Genomic DNA, 22,507 nt, shown 5'->3' with positions numbered 1-22,507 from the left:
TCCTTACACCACCATCGACACCGCCAACGGCAGCAAAACTGCCGTGGCCACGCCCATCAGACTCATCGCCAGCGCCGCAAAGGCGCCGCATTCTTCATTTTCCTGCATCGCCACCGCCGTGCCGACCGCGTGGGCGGTCATGCCCAGCGCCATGCCGCGTGCCTCGGGGCTATGCACGCCCAGCCGGGTCAAAAGACTCGGCCCGAAGATCGCCCCGATCACCCCGGTAATCAACACGAACACCGCCGCCAGCGCCGCAACGCCACCGATCTGCTCTGCCACCAGCATGGCAATCGGCGAAGTCACCGACTTCGGCGCCATGGTCATCAGGATCATGTGTTCGGCACCAAACGACCAGCCCAGCAATACGCCCATGCCGGTGGCGACAACACCACCTATCACCAGCGTAGTAAATATCGGCCAGAACAACTGCCGAATGCGTCGCAGATTGAGGTACAGCGGGACCGCCAGCGCCACGGTCGCCGGCCCGAGCAGGATGCTGAGGATTTCGGTGCTCTTGCGGTACTCGGCATAGCTCAGGCCGCAACCCACCACTACGCCGATCACCAGCAGCATCGAGACCAGCACCGGTTGCAGAAAGATCCAGCGGGTTTTCTCGTACGCCGCAAGCACAAGCTGATAAGCGCCCAGCGTAATGCCGATGCCGAACAACGGATGATGAATCACCGACGCCCAGGCGCCGTGCCAGTCGAAGATCATTGGCTGTCCTCACGATGAGCGTGACGCTTGACCATGCGTTGCATCAGCACGCCAGCGAAAGCCATGGACAACAACAGAGACAACACCAGCGCACCGACGATGGCCCAGAAATCTGCGGCAATGTCCTTGGCGTAAACCATCACACCCACGGCCGGTGGCACCAACAACAACGGCAGGTAACGCAGCAGACTGCTGGCTGCGAGGTTCAGCGGCTCGCCGACCTGGCCACGGCTGATCAGGAACACCAACAGCAACAGCAGGCCGACAATCGGCCCCGGCAGTATGGGTAGAAACAAGTGGTTGATGGCTGTGCCCAGCAATTGGAACAGCACCAGCCAGGTCAGGCCACGTAACAACATCCGTCATCTCCCGCCAATCTCATCCCGCACGAACGCGCCGAGCATTATAAGCACGTCAACGCTATAGACCGGCATTCGCCAAAATCATGGTCAGTTGACCGGAGCCATTTGCCATGTTGATCTAAAGTGGTAACTCGGGAGGTCAAATCCCCCCACCTCAAAAACTATAAAACCGATGAACCCAAGGAGAGTCTCAATGCCCTATGTTCCAGTTGCAGAGCTCAAAGATTATGTCGGCAAGGAACTTGGACGTTCCGAATGGCTCACCATCGATCAGGAGCGCATCAACCTGTTCGCCGAAGCCACAGGGGACTTTCAGTTCATCCACGTCGACCCGGTCAAAGCCGCGCAAACGCCATTTGGCAGCACCATTGCCCACGGTTTCCTGTCGCTGTCGCTGATCCCCAAACTGATGGAAGACATCCTGATCCTGCCTGAAGGGGCGAAGATGGTAGTCAACTACGGTCTCGATACCGTGCGTTTCATTCAGCCAGTGAAGGTCAATTCCAGGGTACGACTCAAGGTCGACATGAACGAAGTCATCGAGAAAAAACCCGGCCAATGGCTGCTCAAGGCCACCGCCACGCTTGAGATCGAAGGCTCGGACAAACCGGCCTACATCGCCGAGCCACTGTCCCTCTGTTTCGTGTAAACCATCCCGGATGCGAAGCAGCTCAGGCTGTTTCGCGCCCTCTTCTGTTTCCTGGCTATATAAGGTCAAACAGCTGCGGCATACTCGGTCGCCTAATTGCCCGGATCCCGCTATGCGCCCACTTGCACTCCTCGCCCTGACCTTATTGCTCACCGCTTGCGGCGACGGCGAATCGCTGTTGCCCCCCGACGCCCGGTTGCCGGACGGCGGACGCTATCGCGGTGAACTGGTCAACGGATTACTGCAAGGCCAGGGCCGGATCGATTACCCGAACGGCAGCTGGTACGCCGGCGATTTCGACAAAGGCCTTTGGCATGGCCAGGGCGAATGGCACGGCAGTAACGGCGAAGTCTATCGCGGTGGATTCAATCTGGGGCTGTTCGACGGCAAGGGCACACTGACCACCAGCGGCAGCAGCTTCACCGGCAGTTTCAAAGCCGGTCGACGGGACGGCGAAGGCACCCTCAAAGAAAACGGCATGACCTACCGCGGCGAATTCAAGGCCGATCAATATTCAGGGCTCGGTCGTCTCGAACTCGAAGACGGCAGCTCGTACCAGGGCCAGTTCGCCCACGGCAAACCCAACGGCGAAGGCCAACGGGGCGACGCCAGCGGCAATCAGTTCACCGGGCATTTCGTCGACGGTCAGCTCGAAGGCAACGGGACGTTCAACAGCGCCGATGGCGATATATATGTCGGTGGCTTCAAGAACAATCAACTGCACGGCAAGGGTCGCTACGAGAACGCCGACGGTGATGTCTGGCTCGGTCAATTCAAGGAAGGATCGCTAAACGGCAAGGGCGAGTTGATCGGCGCCGACGGCAGCCATTACATCGGCCAGTTCGTTGACTGGCGCTTCTCCGGCCAAGGTCGATTGAACCTGTCCGACGGCAGCTTCTACATCGGTCAATTCGACAATGACAGTTACTCGGGGCGCGGCACCCTGGTGCTGACTGACGGCACAGTGCAAAACGGTACGTGGGTCAACGGCCAGCGGGTTCGCGATGCCGATGGCAAGCTGCTGCCGGACAGCCTGGAACTCGGGTTGCTGGCTCAGGGCCGCTTGCTCGACGATGCACTGTCCAGCGTGCCGGCTTCGACGCCGACAGTCGAGTTGTACACCCTGACACTCGGCGGTGACGGCAAGCAAAGCGTGTTCCTGCGCGAATCCGATTACGTCAGCAACATGCTCAAAAGTCGCTTTAGTGCCTTTGGCCAGATCCGCCTGGTGAACCATCGCGACCACCTCGTCGACCGGCCGATGGCCACGCGTGAAAACCTGCGTCGCGCTGCCGCCGCCCTGGCCGAACGTAGCGGCCCGGAAGACCTGATCTTCATCTACCTGACCAGCCACGGCACCAGCGAACACGAATTTGTGCTCGACCAGCCGCGCATGGAACTGTCCGATCTGCCGGCCGACGAACTCGCCGCAGTTCTCTCGCCGCTGAAAAACCGCGACAAGATCATCGTGATTTCGTCCTGCTACTCGGGCGGCTTCATTCCGGCGCTCAAGGATGAACGCACCCTGATCATGACCGCCTCGCGCGCTGACCGCGTGTCCTTCGGCTGCTCGGAAGAAGCCAACTTCACCTACTTCGGCGACGCGCTGTTCGCCAAGGCACTGAACCAGACCGACGACCTGGAGCACGCCTTCAAACTGGCCAGGGCCACCATCGCAGAGCGCGAACTGGCGGACAGCTTCGAAGCCTCTGAACCGCAGATCTGGGCGCCGAAAACCGTTCTTTCCCACTGGCAGCTGTTGCGCAAGCAACAGGCACGAAAAGCGCTTCAAAGTGTCTCCATCAGCAGCAAGGATGCAAAGAGCAACTAAGCTGAAATGTATCAAGGGGGAAACACTATGTACTTGACGCCTCAGCACGTATTGCTTGCCGGAGCTACCGGGTTGACCGGTGAGCATTTACTTGATCGCCTGCTCAACGAGCCCACGATCACACGCGTATTGGCGCCCTCACGCCGGCCATTGGCCGAGCATCCCCACCTGGAAAACCCGGTTGGCGACCCGGCGGAGTTTCTGCCGCAATTGAGTGGTCGCGTCGACATCGCCTACTGCTGCCTGGGCACCACCCTCAAGAAGGCCGGCTCGGAAGAAGCGTTTCGCGCAGTGGACCTGGACATGGTGGTGGCATTCGCCAAACGTGCACGGGAGATGGGCGCACGGCACCTGATCGTGGTCAGTGCCCTGGGCGCCGATCGCAGGTCCCCGATTTTCTACAACAAGGTCAAAGGCGAGATGGAATATGCATTGCGCGCACAGGACTGGCCGCAACTGACCATTTGCCGACCTTCGCTGCTGCTGGGCGAGCGTATGGAACCGCGCATGGCAGAGCAATTCGTCGGGCCTTTGTCGCGCTTGATCCCTGGCAAATACCGCGGCATCGAAGCCTGCCAACTGGCCCGCGCGATGTGGCGACTGGCGCTGGAAGAGCAGGAAGGGGTGCGGATTGTCGAGTCGGATGAGTTGCGAAAACTCGGCAAGTAAAGCCCTACTAAGATCGTTCCCACGCTCTGCGTGGGAATGCCTCAATGGACGCTCTGCGTCCGCTTTGGGACGCAGAGCGTCCCGGGCTGCATTCCCACGCAGAGCGTGGGAACGATCAGTCAGCGATCAGTCAGAGACCACCCGTAGCCTGAAAACTTACACCGATCACCGTGAGCACCGACAGCGGCAACAGCAGCGTGTCGAGCAACGCACTGGCCGGCAGGTCAATGCCGGGGTAGCTCGGGGCTTCGGCGCCGAAGCGGTCCATGGCACAGCAACCGCCATTCAAGGCATACAAATCCAGACGCGTCCCCGAATACACCACGGGCGCCCCTGGCTTGGCGGCATCGAGCGTTCGCGCCGTGGCGCAGCCAGCCAATTGCAGCGCCAGCACAATCGCCAGCAGCTTATTCATCGCTGGTCAGATGGTGTTCGCCCCAACGCGGCAGCATGTCCTGGGGAATGTTCAACAGATTGAGAATTCGCGCCACGACAAAATCGATCAAATCGTCGATGGTCTGCGGCTGATGATAAAAACCGGGCGACGCCGGCAAAATCGTCACGCCCATGTTCGACAACTTGAGCATGTTCTCCAGATGAATGCTCGAATACGGCGCCTCACGCGGCACCAGAATCAGCTGGCGACGTTCCTTCAAGGTGACGTCGGCGGCACGCTCGATCAGGTTGTTGCAGGCTCCCGTCGCGATGGCCGACAAGGTGCCGGTGGAACACGGCACCACCACCATCGCTGCCGGCGCGCCGGAGCCCGAGGCCACGGGCGACATCCAGTCTTCCTTGCCATACACCCGAATCTGCCCGGCGGCAGCGCCGGTGTATTCGGTAAGGAAGGCCTGCATCATCTGGGTTTTCGGCGGCAAACTCACGTCAGTCTCGGTGGCCATCACCAGTTGCGCCGCCCTGGAGATCATGAAGTGCACTTCGCGGTCTTCACGAATCAGGCAGTCCAGCAGGCGCAAACCATATTGGGCGCCGGAAGCCCCGGTCATCGCCAGCGTGATGCGTTCCGGGCCGTTGTTCATTGCAGCGCCTCGGCCAGTTTGCCGTGCAGGCCGCCGAAGCCGCCGTTGCTCATGATCACCACGTGAGTGCCGGGCTGGGCCTGGCTCTTCACGCGCTCGATGATGCCTTCCAGCGAATCGCTGACGATCGACGGCACCGAACACAACGCAGCAGTAGCCCCCAGATCCCAACCGAGGTTGGCCGGCGCATACCAGATCACTTGATCGGCATCGACCACGCTTTCCGGCAAGCCGTCGCGGTGAGCGCCGAGCTTCATGGAGTTGGAGCGCGGCTCGATGATCGCGATCAGCGGTGCATCGCCGATGCGCTTGCGCAGCCCGTCGAGGGTCGTCGCAATCGCCGTCGGATGGTGGGCGAAGTCGTCGTAGATGGTGATGCCGCGAACCTCCGCGACTTTCTCCATCCGGCGCTTGACGCTTTTGAAGGCGCTCAGCGCAGCGATGCCCATGGACGGCACAACACCAACATGGCGCGCCGCAGCCAACGTGGCCAGGGCGTTGGCGACGTTGTGCTGGCCAGTCATGTCCCACTCGACCACACCTTGGGCAACACCTTCGAACATCACTTCAAACTTCGAACCGTCTTCGCTGAGCAGTTTGACCTGCCACTGACCACCGGCGCCGGTGGTTTGCACCGGGGTCCAGCAGCCCATTTCGATAACGCGCAGCAATGCCGGCTCGGTGGTCGGATGAATCACCAGGCCTTCGCTCGGAATGGTTCGCACCAAATGATGGAATTGCCGCTCGATAGCCGGCAGATCGGGGAAGATGTCGGCATGATCGTATTCAAGATTGTTCAGGATCGCCGTGCGCGGGCGGTAGTGAACGAACTTGGAACGCTTGTCGAAGAACGCGCTGTCGTACTCATCGGCTTCGATCACGAAGAATGGCGTATCACCCAGACGAGCGGACACCGAGAAGTTTTGCGGCACACCGCCGATCAGGAAACCCGGGCTCATGCCCGCATGTTCCAATACCCAGGCGAGCATGCTGCTGGTGGTGGTTTTGCCGTGGGTACCGGCGACGGCCAGCACCCAGCGACCTTGCAGTACGTGATCCGCCAGCCATTGCGGGCCGGAGACGTACGGCAGGCCTTTGTTCAGCACGTATTCGACAGCCGGGTTGCCGCGGGACATGGCATTGCCGATCACCACCAGATCCGGCGCCGGATCGAGCTGCGCCGGGTCGTAGCCTTGGGTCAACTCAATGCCCTGAGCTTCAAGCTGAGTGCTCATCGGCGGGTAGACGTTGGCATCGGAGCCCGTCACGTGATGGCCCAGCTCTTTGGCCAGAACCGCCATCGAACCCATGAAAGTGCCGCAGATACCAAGAATGTGAATGTGCATTAGTCGACCTCGCAAAACATGGCCGCAGGTTAGCGTAGGGTGGGAAAATTCGCACTCTGTCTTTAATGATCGTCCCCACGCTGATCGTTCCCACGCTCTGCGTGGGAATGCAGCAAGGGATGCTCTGCGTCCCAAAAGCGGACGCGGAACGTCCGGGGAGGCATTCCCACGCGGAGCGTGGGAACGATCAACGGCCTAGCGGGCTATCCCGTGTTTACGCAGTTTTCTATAAAGGGTGTTACGACTGACACCCAACTGTTCCGCTGTGTGAGTCATATGCCAACGCGTCTGTTCCAGCACATTCAGCAAGGCCAACCGCTCGGCATCATCCAGCGGATGGTCCGACGACTCTTCAACCGCAACAACCGGCACCGGTCGGGCCTGACGGATCATCGCCGGCAAATCCTCCAGCCCGATCCGCCCGCCATCACACAACGCCGCCAAGGTCCGCAACACATTGCGCAACTGCCGCACATTCCCCGGCCACGCGAAGGCCAGCAAAGCCTGGCGCGCCGGACCGTCGATCAAGACGGTTTCCCCGCCCGCCTCTTCGGCCAGCAAAAAGTCGAGCAACTGAGATTTATCACTGCGATCACGCAACGCCGGCAGTGCAACTTCCAGCCCGTTGAGCCGGTAATACAAATCCTCGCGAAAGCTGCCGTCCTGCACCCGCTCCAGCAGATTGCGGTGAGTGGCGCTGATGATCCGTACGTTGACCGACTCCGGCTCACCACCGATCGGCACCACCTGACGATCCTCCAGCACCCTTAATAGCCGGGTCTGCAAAGCCAGGGGCATGTCGCCGATTTCATCGAGAAACAGAGTCCCGCCATCAGCCTGCTGCAACTTGCCGCGCATGCCTTCCTTGCGCGCACCGGTAAAACTGCCGCCGCGATAACCAAACAGTTCGCTCTCGATCAGGCTTTCAGGGATCGCCGCGCAGTTAAGGGCGACGAAGGCTTTTTCTGCTCGCTGGCTGGCCTGATGGACGGCTTTGGCAAAAGCTTCTTTGCCGGACCCGGTTTCGCCGTTGATCAGAAGCGGTACGTCCCGCTCGAACACACGCAAGGATTTGCGGAAATCTTCCTGCAAGCCCGTGTCACCCAGACAAATGCCCGACAAGCGCGAAGGTTCGGCGATCACCGCACGTTGCACCACCGGCACCGGAATGCTGCGTGGCTGCCCGCGCAACACCGCAAACAAGCACCGCCCGTCGCGGGTGCGCAACGGCCAACTGGCGCTGGCATTGACGCTGGCGCGGCCGAGCAATTCATCCAGCGAGCAATCGAAAAACGCCTCCACCGGTTTGCCCAGCAACCCACCGCGAATATGCCCCAGCAGGTTCAACGCACTCTGGTTGACCGCACTGATCCGCCCTTCCCCGTCAAACGCCAGCAACCCTTCGCTGAACAGCCCGACGGATTCGGCCTGAAGGTGAAAACGCAGCAGCCACTGATTGTCGAAGTAGCGCAGGAAATAGCAGCTCTCGATCATCTTCGCCGAAAGATTGACCAGGGCCATGGTATGGAATTGGCTCTGACGCGAGACCTCGTGCCGCGCCGAGGACACGTCGAGCACTGCCAGCAGTTCGCCGTGAGGGTCGAACACCGGGCTCGCCGAGCAGGTCAGGCCGGTGTGACGGCCGCGAAAATGCTCGTCCTGGTGGATGGTCAGGGACTGACGCTCCACCAGACAGGTGCCAATGCCGTTGGTGCCTTCGCAGGCTTCGCTCCAGTCGGCACCGAGCCAGAGGCCGGCGCGCTCGAAAATCTTCCGCTCGGCAGGCGCGGTGACGCAATTGAGGATCACGCCACGGGCGTCGGTCAGCAGAACGGCGTGGCCAGCGCCGGAAAGCTGCTGATGAAGGCTGGTCATTTCACTGCCGGCGATGTGCAGTACTTGCTGCAAGCGTTCGCGGCTTTCGAGTACGCGACCATGTTCCAGCACCGTCGGCGCCATGGTCAGGGCCGGGTCGAGGTGGTAGTCCTCAAGACAGCGCAGCCAGGAACGGGCAATCGACGGGTCGCTGCCGGGACCGTGCAGGTGGGTTTTGCCCTGAGTGACGGTCAAGACCTGCTGGGCATGGCGACTCAAATGGTTGTCGTGCATTTCTTATTGTTCTCCCCGCTGAGTCTGCTCCGCATCCGTGTAGCAGCTGCCGAAGGCTGCGTCCGGCTGCGAAGCAGTCGTAAACCGGTGTCCCGTATGCATCGCCAAAAATGAGGCGAGCGCTTCGCACTCGGACGCAGCCTTCGGCAGCTGCTACACGAAGCAAAATGGCGTGAGGCCGAGCATCCTCCAGCCTAGCGCGCATTGCAATGCTGGCGAGACCGACCCGTCACACCTTGCGCCAGAAGCGGTACAAAGTGTCACGGCGACCGTACCGAAACCGTCACAGACGCAGTCCGCCGGTCCGACAAAAACCGCGCAAGGCCTTGATTTACCTGACCTGCAACGCAGTGGCCCGACCTTTGCTCTACGCTTATAGCAGGCGCACATGCGCTCTCCCTTATAAGCACAAAAGCCAAGGAGAAATCACCATGCGTTACGCTCACCCCGGTACTGAAGGCGCTATCGTTTCGTTCAAGAGCAAATACGGTAACTACATCGGCGGCGAGTTCGTCGCGCCTGTCAAAGGTCAGTACTTCACCAATACCTCGCCAGTAAATGGCCAACCGATTGCCGAATTCCCGCGCTCCACGGCCGAAGACATCGAAAAGGCCCTGGACGCTGCCCACGCGGCCGCCGATGCCTGGGGCGCCACGTCCGCCCAGGCGCGCTCGCTGGTGCTGCTGAAAATCGCCGACCGCATCGAACAGAACCTGGAAGTCCTGGCAATCACCGAATCCTGGGACAACGGCAAAGCCGTGCGTGAAACCCTCAACGCCGACATCCCGCTGGCGGCGGACCATTTCCGCTACTTCGCCGGTTGCATCCGCGCCCAGGAAGGCAGCGCCGCCGAAATCGACGGCAACACCGTGGCCTATCACATCCATGAACCGCTGGGCGTGGTCGGGCAGATCATCCCGTGGAACTTCCCGATCCTGATGGCCGCCTGGAAACTCGCCCCGGCCCTGGCCGCCGGCAACTGCGTGGTGCTCAAGCCTGCCGAGCAAACGCCACTGGGCATTACCGTGCTGATGGAGCTGATCGGCGACCTGCTGCCACCGGGCGTGTTGAACGTGGTGCAAGGCTTCGGCAAAGAAGCCGGCGAAGCGCTCGCCACCAGCAAACGCATCGCCAAGATCGCCTTCACCGGCTCGACCCCGGTCGGCTCGCACATCATGAAATGCGCCGCCGAAAACATCATTCCGTCCACCGTGGAGCTGGGTGGCAAGTCGCCGAACATCTTCTTCGCCGACATCATGCAAGCCGAAGAAACCTTCATCGAAAAAGCCGCCGAAGGCCTGGTGCTGGCGTTCTTCAACCAGGGCGAAGTCTGCACCTGCCCTTCCCGCGCCTTGGTGCAAGAGTCGATCTATGACGACTTCATGAAAGTCGTGATGAAGAAAGTCCTGTCGATCAAACGTGGCGACCCGCTGGACACCGACACCATGGTCGGCGCCCAGGCGTCCGAGCAGCAATTCGACAAAATCCTGTCGTACCTGGAAATCGCCAAGGGCGAAGGCGCCGAGCTGCTGACCGGCGGTAAGGTGGAAAAACTCGAGGGCAACCTGGCGACCGGGTATTACATCCAGCCGACCCTGCTCAAGGGCACCAACAAAATGCGCGTGTTCCAGGAAGAAATCTTTGGCCCGGTGGTGAGCATCACCACCTTCAAGGACGAAGCCGAAGCCCTGGCCATCGCCAACGACACCGAGTTCGGCCTCGGCGCCGGTCTCTGGACCCGCGACATCAACCGCGCCTATCGCATGGGCCGCGCGATCAAGGCCGGTCGTGTGTGGACCAACTGCTACCACCTGTACCCGGCGCATGCCGCGTTCGGCGGATACAAGAAATCCGGCGTCGGTCGTGAAACCCACAAGATGATGCTCGATCACTATCAGCAGACCAAAAACCTGCTGGTGAGCTACGACATCAATCCGTTGGGCTTCTTCTAAAGCGTCTGTCGCAGGCAAGCCACTCTCCTTGCGGGAGTGAGCTTGCTTGCACCTTAGACCTTCGCGCCCACCCGGCAACCATGCCGGTCAAAAACAATAAGAACAGGTGAACCCCTATGCCTAGCGATCAAGCCAGCGTGCAGCCGGCTACCTCCTCGGTCGACTTTGAAAAAGTCGGCTCCGACTATTTCCAGCAACGGGAACTGAAAAAAGGTGCAGCAGGCTGGGTCCTGCTGGTGGGTCTGGGGGTGGCCTACGTCATCTCCGGCGATTATGCGGGTTGGAACTTCGGCCTCGCCCAAGGTGGCTGGGGCGGTATGTTTCTCGCCACGTTGCTGATGGCAACCATGTACCTGTGCATGTGTTTCTCCCTGGCGGAACTGTCTTCCATGATTCCTACCGCGGGTGGCGGCTACGGTTTTGCCCGTAGCGCATTCGGGCCGTGGGGCGGGTTTCTGACGGGGACTGCGATCCTGATCGAATACGCAATCGCCCCGGCGGCGATCGCGGTGTTTATCGGCGCCTATTGCGAATCACTGTTCGGCATCGGCGGCTGGATGATTTACCTGGCGTTCTACATCATCTTTATCGCCATTCACATTTTCGGGGTCGGCGAAGCCCTGAAACTTATGTTCGGTATCACCGCCGTCGCCGCGCTGGCACTGGGCGTGTTCCTGGTGTCGATGGTGCCGCACTTCAATGTCGCCAATCTGCTCGACATCCCGGTGACTGACGCCAAGGGCGCCAGCAGCTTCCTGCCCTTCGGCTACGTCGGCGTGTGGGCGGCAATTCCTTACGCGATCTGGTTCTTTCTCGCTGTCGAAGGCGTGCCGTTGGCAGCAGAAGAGACCAAAAACCCGAAACGCGACCTGCCTCGCGGATTGATCGGCGCCATGCTGGTGCTGGTGAGCTTTGCCCTGCTGATTCTGGTAATCGGACCAGGCGGTGCTGGCGCCAACGCGCTGCTGACCTCCGGTAATCCGTTGGTCGAAGCATTGAGCAAGGCCTATGGCGGCTCGACCTGGATGGGCCATTTCGTCAATCTGGTGGGCCTGGCGGGTCTGATCGCCAGTTTCTTCTCGATCATCTATGCCTATTCGCGGCAGATCTTTGCCCTGTCCCGCGCCGGCTACTTGCCACGCAAACTGTCCGAGACCAACAAAAGCAAGGCCCCGGTACTGGCGCTGATTATTCCTGGCATCATCGGTTTCGGGTTGTCGCTGACCGGACAGGGCGACCTGCTGATTCTGGTGGCGGTGTTCGGTGCGACCATTTCCTACGTCCTGATGATGGCGGCGCATATCACACTGCGCATTCGGCGCCCCAAAATGGATCGCCCATACCGCACGCCCGGCGGTATCTTCACCTCGGGTGTAGCGTTGGTGCTGGCTTGCATCGCCGTGGTGGCGGGTTTCCTGGTAGACCCACGCGTGGTGATTGGCGCGGCGATCATCTATGGAGTGTTAATTGCTTACTTTGCTTTCTACAGCCGGCATCACTTGGTAGCAGGTACGCCCGAAGAAGAATTCGCGGCCATTCAGAACGCTGAAAAAGCCCTGCACTAACGGCCAGAAATCACGGCGCAGGCCCTGTCTGCGCCGTCACGGAGAATCTGTATGGCAAGTTTTGCTCACTCGGTCGGCGCCCAGACCTATCGCTTCGAGAGTCTCAAGGACGTCATGGCCAAGGCCAGTCCGGCGCGTTCCGGGGACTTTCTGGCCGGTGTCGCCGCCCTCAATGACGGCGAACGGGTAGCCGCGCAGATGGCCCTCGCCAATATCCCCCTCAGCCACTTCCTGCAAGAAGTACTCATTCCGTACGAGGCCGATGAAGTCACCCGTCTGATCATCGACACCCACGACAAACAAGCCTTCGCCGCCGTCAGCCACCTCACCGTCGGCGGCTTTCGCGACTGGCTGCTCAGCGATGCCGCGGACGAACAGAGCCTGCGCGCCCTCGCGCCCGGCCTGACCCCGGAAATGGCCGCCGCCGTGTCGAAGATCATGCGCGTGCAGGACCTGGTGCTGGTCGCGCAGAAAATTCGAGTTGTTACAAAATTCCGCGGCACGATGGGCCTGCGCGGTCGGCTATCCACCCGCCTGCAACCCAACCACCCCACCGATGAACCCGCCGGTATCGCCGCGAGCATTCTCGACGGTCTGCTGTACGGAAACGGCGACGCGATGATCGGCATCAACCCGGCCACCGACAGCATCGCCTCGATTTGCACCATGCTGGAAATGCTCGACGCAATCATCCAGCGCTACGAAATTCCTACACAAGCTTGCGTGCTGACCCACGTCACCACGTCCATTGAAGCGATCAATCGCGGCGTGCCGCTGGACCTGGTGTTCCAGTCGATCGCCGGCACCGAAGCGGCGAACGCCAGTTTCGGGATCAACCTGAACGTGCTGCAGGAAGGCTACGACGCCGGTTTGAGTCTGAATCGCGGGACGCTGGGGCAGAACCTGATGTATTTCGAAACCGGTCAAGGCAGCGCCTTGTCAGCCAACGCCCACCACGGCATCGATCAACAGACCTGCGAAACCCGCGCCTACGCCGTGGCGCGCCATTTCAAGCCGTTCCTGGTGAACACCGTCGTAGGATTCATCGGCCCGGAATACCTCTACAACGGTAAACAGATCATCCGCGCCGGCCTTGAAGACCACTTCTGCGGCAAGCTCCTGGGCGTGCCCATGGGTTGCGACATCTGTTATACCAACCACGCCGAAGCCGACCAGGACGACATGGACACCCTGCTGACCCTGCTGGGCGTGGCCGGGATCAACTTCATCATGGGCATCCCCGGTTCCGACGACATCATGCTCAACTACCAGACCACATCGTTCCACGACGCGCTTTACGCCCGCCAGACGCTGGGCCTGAAACCTGCGCCGGAATTCGAACAATGGCTCGCGAGAATGGGCATTTTCACCCAGGCAGACGGCAAGATTCACTTCGGCGACAGCCTGCCGCCGGCTTTCCGCCAAGCGATGGCGCAACTGGGATGAGTGTTGAAATGGACAAACCACCTGCTGACCCACAGAACCCATTGCTGGAACTGCGTCGCCTGACGCCGGCGCGGATCGCTTTGGGTAGAACCGGCACCAGCATGCCGACCAGTGCGCAGCTGGATTTTCAGTACGCCCACGCGCAGGCACGGGACGCGGTGCACTTGCCGTTCGACTCTGCCGGGCTCAGCGCACAACTGGCTGAACGCGGGCGAGCCAGTTTGCTGCTACATAGTGCCGCTACGGACCGGAACAGTTATTTGCAACGCCCCGATCTAGGGCGAAAGCTGAGTGATGAGTCGGCTCAGGCGCTGCGCGATTACGCATTGAGCCATCCCGACGGTGTCGATCTGGCCATTGTTGTTGCCGATGGATTATCGGCACTGGCCGTTCATCGCCATACCCTGCCGTTTCTCGCGCGAATGGAAGATCAGATTGTGAATGACGGCTGGTCCGTCTCACCGGTCATTCTGGTGGAACAGGGCCGGGTCGCGGTAGCCGACGAGATCGGCGAACTGCTGGGGGCGAAAATGGTGGTGATCCTGATCGGCGAACGCCCGGGCCTCAGTTCCCCGGACAGTCTGGGACTGTATTTCACCTACAATCCAAAGGTCGGGCTGACGGATGCCTATCGCAACTGCATCTCCAACGTTCGACTCGAAGGCCTGAGTTACGGCATGGCAGCGCACCGCTTGCTGTACTTGATGCGCGAGGCCTGTCGGCGGCAGTTGTCAGGAGTCAATCTCAAGGACGAAGCCCAGGTTCTGACACTGGAGTCGGAAGAGGGGGCGGACGTGAAAGGTAATTTCCTACTGAGCCCGTCGGATACCTGAACCGTTTCCGCATTGCGTTTCTATCCATGTTTCAGGCAGGATCGATGCACGGCCGCCAGGGGTTTCCCGTCGCCGTCCCCATGTAAGACAGCCACTTGAAGACGAGACCTACCATGCGGATTATTCAAGCGACCCTCGAACACCTGGACCTGTTGACGCCGTTATTCGTTAAATATCGCGAGTTTTATGGCTCCCTGGCTTATCCCGACTCGTCCCGGGCATTCCTTGAAAAACGCCTGCGTCGCAAGGAGTCGGTGATCTACCTGGCCCTGGCCGATGACGACAGCAACAAACTGATGGGTTTCTGTCAGCTGTATCCGAGCTTTTCGTCCCTTTCGCTGAAGCGCGTGTGGATCCTCAACGACATCTACGTTGCCGAAGAGGCCCGCCGCCAGTTGGTGGCCGACAACCTCATCCGCACCGCGAAAAAAATGGCCAAGGAAACCAACGCTGTACGCATGCGCGTTTCCACCAGCAGCAATAACGAAGTCGCGCAGAAAACCTACGAATCCATCGGGTTCAAGGAAGACACCGAGTTCAAGAACTACGTGTTGCCGATCAGCGAGGAGCTCTGATCCGCCTCAACACCTGTGGGAGCGGCGGCGCGACGATTCGACTTGCTCGCTCCCACAGTGGTCCATACCAACCGTTGATCCTGTCGACATTCCCCGCTACAAACTCAACGCGCTTTTCACCTGTCAGACCGTATAATGCCGACCTTTCCGGCTTGTAAGAAAAACTACACCCGTCTGTAGCCTTTCGCGAAGTCATCCGCACAGGCCTGCCGAGTCGGGCCGTCACCTCAGGTGCTCTCCATGGATTTCAACCCGCTCGACCTTATCCTGCATCTCGATGTTTACCTCGATTTGCTGGTAACCAACTACGGGCCATGGATTTACGCCATTCTGTTTCTGGTGATCTTCTGCGAAACCGGTCTGGTGGTGATGCCGTTCCTGCCGGGCGATTCCCTGCTGTTTATCGCGGGTGCCGTTGCGGCCGGTGGCGGCATGGACCCGGTGCTGCTGGGCGGCCTGCTGATGCTGGCGGCGATCCTTGGCGACAGCACCAACTATGTGATCGGACGAACGGCGGGTGAGCGTTTGTTCAGCAACCCGAACTCGAAAATCTTCCGCCGCGACTACCTGCAGCAAACCCACGACTTCTACGACAAACACGGCGGCAAAACCGTGACCCTGGCGCGTTTCCTGCCGATCATCCGCACCTTTGCACCGTTCGTCGCCGGCGTGGCGAAAATGCCGTATCCGCGGTTCTTTGCCTTCAGCGTTCTCGGCACCATCCTGTGGGTCGGTGGCCTGGTGACCCTCGGTTACTTCTTCGGCAACGTACCGTTCATCAAACAAAACCTGTCGCTGCTGGTCGTGGGCATCATCCTGCTGTCGCTGGTACCGATGATCATCGGCATCATCCGCAGCCGCTTCGGCAACGCCGCGTCCAAAGCACAATCGCGCTGATTCACCATGTGGTCCCTGAGCGCCTGGCGTCGTCGGCGCACCTTGGCCAAACACCCGATTGCCGACGACATGTGGCAGCGGGTGCGTCATCACTTGAGTTTTCTCGATGGCCTCAGCGCCGCTGAAGACCGGTGGCTGCGTGAAGCCAGCGTGCTGTTCCTCCAGGACAAACACCTGACCGCCCTGCCCGGCGTCGAACTCCATCAGGAGCAGCGCCTGCTGCTTGCCGCCCAGGCGCAACTGCCGCTGCTGCATCTGGGCGATCTGAACTGGTATCAGGGTTTCCACGAAATCGTCCTCTATCCCGACGACTTTCTCAGCCCCCAGCGCCATCGCGACGCCAGCGGTGTCGAGCACGAATGGGACGGCGAACACAGCGGCGAAGCCTGGCAGCAAGGCCCGATCATCCTCGCCTGGCCCGGCGTGATGGCCAGTGGTGGCTGGGAAGGCTACAACCTGGTGATCCACGAACTCGCGCATAAACTCGACATGCTCAACGGCGACGCCAACGGCCTGCCGCCACTGCACGCCGACATGCGGGTCAGCGATTGGGCCAAAGTCATGCAAGAGGCCTACGACGACCTTGATCGGCAACTGGACCACAATCCCGACGCTGACACCGCCATCGACCCGTACGCGGCGGAAAACCCCGCCGAGTTTTTCGCAGTCACCAGCGAATACTTCTTCAGCGCCCCGGATTTGCTGCACGAGGCGTATCCTCAGGTCTATGAGCAGCTGAAGCTGTTTTATCGCCAGGACCCGCTGCCCCGGCTGCGGCAACTTCTGGCCGAGAACCCGGTCTATCAGGCACGCGACTAAGGTCTCTACGACCTCTGGTACATAGCATCGGCGGCGGAATATGCCTATAATCGCCGCCACTTTTTGGTCAATCCGGCCAAGTGATTTTGGTCAACTAACGGGGGCAACGCCCAATGAGCTACAGCAAGATTCCGGCTGGCAAAGACCTGCCGAACGACATCTACGTCGCGATCGAGATTCCGGCCAACCACGCGCCGATCAAATACGAAATCGACAAAGACAGCGATTGCCTGTTCGTTGACCGTTTCATGGCCACCCCGATGTTCTACCCGGCCAACTACGGTTTCATCCCGAACACTCTGGCTGACGACGGTGACCCCCTCGACGTGCTGGTCGTGACCCCTTACCCGGTAGCGCCAGGTTCGGTCATCCGCGCCCGTCCGGTCGGCATCCTGCACATGACCGACGACGGCGGCGGCGATGCCAAAGTCATCGCAGTCCCACACGACAAGCTGTCCCAGCTGTACGTCGACGTGAAGGAATACACCGATCTGCCACCTCTGCTGCTGGAACAGATCAAGCACTTCTTCGAGAACTACAAAGACCTCGAAAAAGGCAAATGGGTGAAGATCGAAGGTTGGGGCGACGCAGAAGCCGCTCGCACCGAGATCATGAAGTCGGTTGCTGCCTATAAAGGCTGATAGCCGTCTCTCACGAACGGCTGTAACGAGAAACCCCGGTTGATCCGGGGTTTTTTGTGGGTGCCTGAAAACCCTGTTCAACAGCACATTTAACTGGCGGGCGAACCGGTTTTTTCTTGTTTAATTTTTACAAAAGACGTCTTACATCAGGACTTAAATTTCACGCCAGATTTGAACGTTTTGTTGAATCAAAGCCTTATGCCGCACGGCTAGACTCGTGTTTATGAAAAAGAACAAAACCTGCGGTCCACGATTCAGAATGCTCCTGAAAGAGCTACAAATCACGACAACGAGATTTGCCGAATTCCTGGGCATTTCCGATCCTCAAACTGTCCATAACTGGTACACCCGCGGAGTGCCTGACTACCGCATGGAAGATGTCGCCAGAAGACTGTCCGTAAACACTGAATGGCTGAAAACCGGCGAAGGTCCCCAAGACGCCCGGGAATTGCACCTGATCGACGCGTCCGGCAACACCTTCGACGCACAGTCAATCCGGGGCACCTATCGGGTCATCGACCCAGTCGATATCGAACTCCCCTTTTACAAAGAAACGGCCACAGCCCCCGGCTCCGATAAAACCCATGTCATCAAAGACCCCAGCGAATCGATCCGCTTCCCGCGCAGCGATCTTGACTCCCTGGAAATCAACCACGCCGATGCCATCTGCGCCCGCATGGTTGGCAATAGCATGGCCGAAAGAATTGAAGATGGCTCCATCGTCGCCATTGACCGCGGGCTCACGCAAATTGTCGACGGCGAGATTTACGCAATCGAGCACGACGGCATGTTGCGCATCAAATACCTGAGCCGGGTACCAGGCAACGCGATACGCATGCGCAGCCACAACAGCTCCGATTACCCGGACGAAGTCTTCCGGCCGCCACAAATCGAAGAACAAAACATAAGGGTTCTGGGATGGGTGTTCTGGTGGTCAACCCTGAACAAACGCAGGCCACCGATACCTTTTCTGTAAACACATAACTGTGTAGCAGCTGGCGAAGCCTGCGTTCGGCTGCGCAGCAGTCGTAAAACCATCTGACCCGGTGTTTCAGGTACACCGCGGATACTGGGTTCACGACTGCTACGCAGCCGAACGCAGGCTTCGCCAGCTGCTACACGTCACTGCAATCGCTCTAGGTCGCACACCATGCTGGGAATTCTGCAAAAAAATCAGTATGCTGCGCCCCACATTTGCGCATCGACCCGCCTCGCGGCGTCAGATCGCACCGACAAGGCAGATGATTTTCTCGCCGAGTCCCACAGCCGGACGCAAGATCCGGGTGTACGTTTTGAAGGCTGGCGCGGTTTACCAAAAATGAACCAAGCCAGTCCCCGAGAAGCCGGCCACAAGCCGGCTTTTTAATTCCTAAAGCCCAGATGCAGCAAGGGCTAAAGGAGTCACTGAGTTACCGACCCACACTTTGACCCACACACCGGGTTTCGCCGCCCTGCGGATAATCCTTTCAGGATTTCCGTAGTGAGAGGCTCCAAATCCTTCTAGCTTCAGTACCATTAGTCCAACCACAAGCCAACACCGCATTCGTATCTCCAAGCCTTATGTGGGCAGCTCGATCCTGCCCTGGGGCCACCACGCTAAGTGAGATTGCAGCTCAACACCCTTGGCTCTACGGCCAGATAATCTGACAAGACAGGTGACTTACCGTTGGGCTGAGGTAGGGGGGATTGTTCGCACCGACCTGACCATTGGGGTACCATGCCCCGTCCTTGCTCCAGCCCTCAGAAAGCGTCAAAAAGTGGCTTTTCATCGGGCTGTCGAGCTACTGCATAAGTGGAATTGATGATAGTGAAAAAGCTAAAGGTTATATCCCTGTTTTCGGGTGGAATGGGACTTGATCTCGGCCTTAAGGAAACTAATCGGTATGAGCTTCTAGCATGCGTAGAGAAAGTCCCTGCGTATTGCGACACTATTCGCCTAAACAGAGAAGCTGGCCACCTTCCCGCTAACCTCAAAATTTATGAGGGGGACATTTCAAACATTGACCCCTATGAAGTACTTGCCGCGACGGGGCTAAAGCCTGGCGAGCTGGATGTCCTGGTAGGCGGCCCCCCTTGCCAATCGTTCAGCACTGCTGGAAATCGAGGGACTGTTCAAGACCCCAGAGGGACGTTGCTTTGGCAATTTTTGAAATTTGTCGAAGTTATGCAGCCAAAATTTTTTATCATGGAGAACGTGCGAGGACTGATCTCCGCTGCTCTCCGTCATCGACCTATAGCCGAGCGCCCGCCGAAAGGGCCAGAGTTGTCCTTTGAGGAAATGCCCGGATCGGTCATGAGGCTATTTTCCCAGGATCTTCAAAAGCTGGAAGGCTCGGCATATCATTTGGATATATTCGAAGTTAACTCTGTTAACTACGGTGCTCCGCAAATTCGCGAAAGAGTCCTATTCATCGGCAATAGGTTCGGTGCGCAGGTTGCATTTCCCGACCCCACACACGGGCCTAGCTCAAACGATATGGCTGAAGATGATTTGTTTTCCAAGCCCGTACAGCTTAAACGCTGGAAAACGTTGGGAGACGTAATTTCCGATCTAGACGAACCAACTCCCGAGATGATGGACTTCAGCCCTAGAAAAAAGGGGTTTCTATCACTGGTTCCCGAAGGTTCAAATTGGAGAAGCCTACCAGAGGAAGTCCAAAAGGAATCCATGGGCAAAGCATGGCACGCCAAAGGCGGAAGATCTGGCTGGTGGCGGAGACTCACCATGGAGCTTCCTTGCCCAACTCTTGTCACCATGCCTAACCACTCTAGCACTTCACTATGTCACCCTGTCCATACTCGCGCACTATCTGTACGAGAATATGCACGCATACAAGAGTTTCCGGACTATTGGCAGTTTTCCGGAAAGACTGCGGACAAGTACGCCCAAATTGGAAATGCGGTTCCTGTGCGCTTAGGAGCTGTGGCCGGGCAGGTTATCGCAGATTGTTTTGATCTCCTGGATGCAAATGACTGGAAGCCGCTTGAGACGGCTCCAGAGGCATTTAGAATCGTTTACATCCAGTCTCACGTGAGAACGCGACGTTGGTTCAAAGACGGTAAAACTATCGTTTGGGATAAAGAAACTGACGACGCGGACTACGGAAAGTCAACGACCAAAAGACTCATAAAGTCATTGGCATAATATTGTACGGAGCAAAAAAATGGCGAAGAGGCACCCGGGCCTACCTAAAGCTGAAAGCATCATTTTTTCCAAAAGCGAACTGCTTGAACAGCTTATGGCGGTTGATCTAAATACTGCTTCCCGTGCACGCGCATTAAGGATGGAAGAGCACTTTAGGCGAAAGATCGACTACCATGTAGGCTCGCTGATAGGTGGTGATGCAAATTTTGCGAAGTTCTCCACTAGCCCCTATGTACTGATGATGCATGCCAGAAAAAATCGCTACACGCGCGTCAGTGAAATAGAGCACGACATTCTTCCAGCCAAACTTTTTTCATCAATGGAAACCTCTGCTGGTCGGGCTGTAGAGGTTGTCGCTCTGCCCATATATGACTGGACTCCAGTTCTAAGTCAAATGCATACGGCTAATTCGGCTTTAGATGGCCTTCACGTGGCAGAAGACAAATTACAAGTTGTTACGCTAAAAAGCGGGCCTCGTTGCCTCAACGATGAGATGAGTGAAAACTTTGCCGATGCGATCATCAGCAACCTTCAAGCCTGGGCCTACGAGCACGATGTAAAAAAAGTTGAATTTACGTATGGCGTACTATATGGAACCCAGAAACTATCAAACAAGAAAGACTGGCACATTTTTAAGAATCTTGAACTAAAACTAGGCTCAGAATGTTTCACTACATCACCTAAAGGACGCTGGGATTGCAGCTTTACCTATAACGGTATCGAAGTTGAAGCCGGAATACGAATAGGGAAAGATTGGTGGACTCATCTCGGTGGCAGGCTCGGGCTAGCGGAGTTAGCAGTGGCACTCATCCGAGCATGCATTGCTCCTGGTGAGGTGGATTCACCAGATCATGAATATACAATTCAAGACCTTCATAGCATTGTGTCTTTAGCTTCTGTACCAGAAAATTACAACCCCGCAGTATTGCAACGGAGCCAACTAGCTTGGTATTTCTTTTTCATGAGACATTTTTGCGACTCAATGATTGAGGGACTTCCTTTCATCGACCTTCAAACTACTGCTAAACCAGAAGGTGCTTTGATTTAAGTTCCTGTCCGCAACTTATGCTCAGAAAGCTTGAAGGGTCGCCGTGTGATGCCAGTGGCATAACAGCCCCCTAACCATAAGGCCCCGCTTTGGATTTTCCAGACGGGGCCTTTTGCATGGCTGCTCAAAGAGGGGGTCAAGGGCACGACCGTAGGCCGCAGCCTGCGCAGCGAAGCCAGTAGGAACGGGCGAGGATCGTGGCGCAGCGAACCCTTGACGCCTTCCAAAATCGCAATCTGGCCGAGGAGATGGGGAAGCTTTTCTCCCCCAGCTCCCGAGCGTCCAGGGCGATCCGTGGGCCGGGGCGCCAAAGGGGCGCGGTTTTGAGGAGCGTAGCGACATAGCAGTCCAGCAGCATGTTGGCCCGCAACATTGGAACAATGTGTAGTGGGTTACACATACGATTTATGTGTTGCAACAACCTTTGCTCAATTTGCATAATACTAAAAACAATAACAAACGATAGAGCATCAAAAATGAAAAATCTGAGTTCAAGTAATCACGCAATGTGGTTAAAGGCTAGCAATGAATTCACCGCACAAAATTTGAAATCAGAAATCAATGAAACCATTAAGTGGGCTCCGTGCTTAAGACGCAGCGGTGAAGATTATTTCATCCCACGTAAAAGCATACCCGAGAACGTGTGGGACGCCATGTGCGAAATAGAAGAATGGGGAATGGCAGAGAGACAAGACGACACAGATGGCGAGTTTATTAGAGTAGATGTATCGCTACTTGATTTAATCATGGCAGCAATCCAACTACTACTTGAAATCCTGTTCCGGCCACAATCCCAGACAGCAGATATTGAGGCAGAGAAAGCTAGAGTCATTTACGAAAACTATCTGACACTAGGGTGA

At 58.0% G+C, this 22,507-nt stretch carries 22 protein-coding genes; 16 read left to right on the top strand and 6 right to left on the bottom strand.

All coding sequences use genetic code 11. The features are described from left to right. Positions 1 to 3: 3 nt before the first annotated feature. Together ACQ4OB_RS04895 and ACQ4OB_RS04890 are read right to left on the bottom strand one after the other, a co-directional pair. Positions 4 to 720 carry an LrgB family protein gene (locus ACQ4OB_RS04895; RefSeq protein WP_074871207.1) on the bottom strand — a complete coding sequence of 239 codons (717 nt, stop codon included), beginning with the start codon at positions 718 to 720 and terminating at the stop codon, positions 4 to 6. Beyond that, positions 717 to 1,079 (bottom strand): CidA/LrgA family protein, encoded by a 363-nt coding sequence (locus ACQ4OB_RS04890; protein WP_076029618.1) that lies wholly within the window; start codon positions 1,077 to 1,079, stop codon positions 717 to 719. The genes ACQ4OB_RS04895 and ACQ4OB_RS04890 overlap by 4 nt, the downstream gene beginning before the upstream one ends. 196 nt (positions 1,080 to 1,275) lie before the next feature. Between ACQ4OB_RS04890 and ACQ4OB_RS04885 the strand changes: the two genes are divergently transcribed. The 3 genes from ACQ4OB_RS04885 to ACQ4OB_RS04875 all read left to right on the top strand — a co-directional run bounded on the left by ACQ4OB_RS04885 (position 1,276) and on the right by ACQ4OB_RS04875 (position 4,231). Continuing rightward, entirely contained in the window at positions 1,276 to 1,731 is a 456-nt protein-coding gene (locus tag ACQ4OB_RS04885) for a MaoC family dehydratase (protein WP_074871210.1), read from the top strand. A 112-nt stretch (positions 1,732 to 1,843) separates the two neighbouring features. Then, positions 1,844 to 3,562: a C13 family peptidase gene (locus ACQ4OB_RS04880; RefSeq protein WP_074871212.1), complete on the top strand. Its 1,719-nt coding sequence runs from the start codon at positions 1,844 to 1,846 to the stop codon at positions 3,560 to 3,562. Between the two features lie 27 nt (positions 3,563 to 3,589). After that, positions 3,590 to 4,231 carry an oxidoreductase gene (locus ACQ4OB_RS04875; RefSeq protein WP_074871213.1) on the top strand — a complete coding sequence of 214 codons (642 nt, stop codon included), beginning with the start codon at positions 3,590 to 3,592 and terminating at the stop codon, positions 4,229 to 4,231. Positions 4,232 to 4,361: 130 nt separating this feature from the next. On the opposite strand, the gene ACQ4OB_RS04870 is transcribed toward ACQ4OB_RS04875, so the two are convergent. The 4 genes from ACQ4OB_RS04870 to ACQ4OB_RS04855 form a co-directional block, all read right to left on the bottom strand. Further along, complete coding sequence (locus tag ACQ4OB_RS04870; RefSeq protein WP_074871215.1) at positions 4,362 to 4,646, bottom strand: YceK/YidQ family lipoprotein; 285 nt, start codon at positions 4,644 to 4,646, stop codon at positions 4,362 to 4,364. After that, on the bottom strand, positions 4,639 to 5,271 hold the full coding sequence (ubiX, locus tag ACQ4OB_RS04865) for a flavin prenyltransferase UbiX (protein ID WP_074871217.1): 633 nt from the start codon (positions 5,269 to 5,271) through the stop codon (positions 4,639 to 4,641). The genes ACQ4OB_RS04870 and ubiX overlap by 8 nt, the downstream gene beginning before the upstream one ends. Continuing rightward, positions 5,268 to 6,617 (bottom strand): UDP-N-acetylmuramate:L-alanyl-gamma-D-glutamyl-meso-diaminopimelate ligase, encoded by a 1,350-nt coding sequence (mpl, locus tag ACQ4OB_RS04860; protein ID WP_430955222.1) that lies wholly within the window; start codon positions 6,615 to 6,617, stop codon positions 5,268 to 5,270. The genes ubiX and mpl overlap by 4 nt, the downstream gene beginning before the upstream one ends. A gap of 195 nt (positions 6,618 to 6,812) precedes the next feature. Further along, positions 6,813 to 8,726, bottom strand: coding sequence for a sigma-54-dependent Fis family transcriptional regulator (locus ACQ4OB_RS04855; RefSeq protein ID WP_074871225.1), 1,914 nt, complete (start codon positions 8,724 to 8,726; stop codon positions 6,813 to 6,815). 431 nt (positions 8,727 to 9,157) lie between these two features. Between ACQ4OB_RS04855 and exaC the strand changes: the two genes are divergently transcribed. The 13 genes from exaC (at position 9,158) to ACQ4OB_RS04790 (ending at position 22,507) form a co-directional block, all read left to right on the top strand. Beyond that, positions 9,158 to 10,678: an acetaldehyde dehydrogenase ExaC gene (gene exaC, locus ACQ4OB_RS04850; RefSeq protein WP_033054129.1), complete on the top strand. Its 1,521-nt coding sequence runs from the start codon at positions 9,158 to 9,160 to the stop codon at positions 10,676 to 10,678. 116 nt (positions 10,679 to 10,794) lie between these two features. Next, complete coding sequence (eat, locus tag ACQ4OB_RS04845; RefSeq protein ID WP_074871226.1) at positions 10,795 to 12,243, top strand: ethanolamine permease; 1,449 nt, start codon at positions 10,795 to 10,797, stop codon at positions 12,241 to 12,243. 51 nt (positions 12,244 to 12,294) lie between these two features. Then, positions 12,295 to 13,689, top strand: coding sequence for an ethanolamine ammonia-lyase subunit EutB (locus ACQ4OB_RS04840; protein WP_430955221.1), 1,395 nt, complete (start codon positions 12,295 to 12,297; stop codon positions 13,687 to 13,689). An 8-nt stretch (positions 13,690 to 13,697) separates the two neighbouring features. After that, positions 13,698 to 14,522, top strand: a complete 825-nt coding sequence (gene eutC, locus ACQ4OB_RS04835; protein ID WP_162842847.1) for an ethanolamine ammonia-lyase subunit EutC — start codon at positions 13,698 to 13,700, stop codon at positions 14,520 to 14,522. A gap of 113 nt (positions 14,523 to 14,635) precedes the next feature. Then, on the top strand, positions 14,636 to 15,097 hold the full coding sequence (locus tag ACQ4OB_RS04830) for a GNAT family N-acetyltransferase (protein WP_074871233.1): 462 nt from the start codon (positions 14,636 to 14,638) through the stop codon (positions 15,095 to 15,097). Positions 15,098 to 15,337: 240 nt separating this feature from the next. After that, a complete protein-coding gene (locus ACQ4OB_RS04825; RefSeq protein WP_102616763.1) occupies positions 15,338 to 15,994 on the top strand; it encodes a DedA family protein in 657 nt (218 codons plus the stop codon). Positions 15,995 to 16,000: 6 nt separating this feature from the next. Further along, on the top strand, positions 16,001 to 16,813 hold the full coding sequence (locus ACQ4OB_RS04820; protein ID WP_102616762.1) for a zinc-dependent peptidase: 813 nt from the start codon (positions 16,001 to 16,003) through the stop codon (positions 16,811 to 16,813). Between the two features lie 113 nt (positions 16,814 to 16,926). Then, complete coding sequence (gene ppa / locus ACQ4OB_RS04815) at positions 16,927 to 17,454, top strand: inorganic diphosphatase (protein ID WP_028620880.1); 528 nt, start codon at positions 16,927 to 16,929, stop codon at positions 17,452 to 17,454. Between the two features lie 223 nt (positions 17,455 to 17,677). After that, positions 17,678 to 18,430, top strand: coding sequence for a S24 family peptidase (locus ACQ4OB_RS04810; RefSeq protein ID WP_074871240.1), 753 nt, complete (start codon positions 17,678 to 17,680; stop codon positions 18,428 to 18,430). 174 nt (positions 18,431 to 18,604) lie between these two features. After that, positions 18,605 to 18,820, top strand: coding sequence for a hypothetical protein (locus tag ACQ4OB_RS04805; RefSeq protein WP_074871242.1), 216 nt, complete (start codon positions 18,605 to 18,607; stop codon positions 18,818 to 18,820). Positions 18,821 to 19,255: 435 nt separating this feature from the next. Continuing rightward, positions 19,256 to 20,599, top strand: coding sequence for a DNA cytosine methyltransferase (locus tag ACQ4OB_RS04800; protein WP_430955273.1), 1,344 nt, complete (start codon positions 19,256 to 19,258; stop codon positions 20,597 to 20,599). Positions 20,600 to 20,618: 19 nt separating this feature from the next. Then, positions 20,619 to 21,647 carry a PmeII family type II restriction endonuclease gene (locus ACQ4OB_RS04795; protein WP_430955220.1) on the top strand — a complete coding sequence of 343 codons (1,029 nt, stop codon included), beginning with the start codon at positions 20,619 to 20,621 and terminating at the stop codon, positions 21,645 to 21,647. 476 nt (positions 21,648 to 22,123) lie between these two features. Continuing rightward, on the top strand, positions 22,124 to 22,507 hold the full coding sequence (locus ACQ4OB_RS04790; RefSeq protein WP_430955219.1) for a hypothetical protein: 384 nt from the start codon (positions 22,124 to 22,126) through the stop codon (positions 22,505 to 22,507).

This window comes from Pseudomonas sp. ES4 (assembly GCF_050586665.1).
Lineage (GTDB): Bacteria > Pseudomonadota > Gammaproteobacteria > Pseudomonadales > Pseudomonadaceae > Aquipseudomonas > Aquipseudomonas frederiksbergensis.
This window is presented reverse-complemented; position numbering and strand designations above follow the sequence as displayed.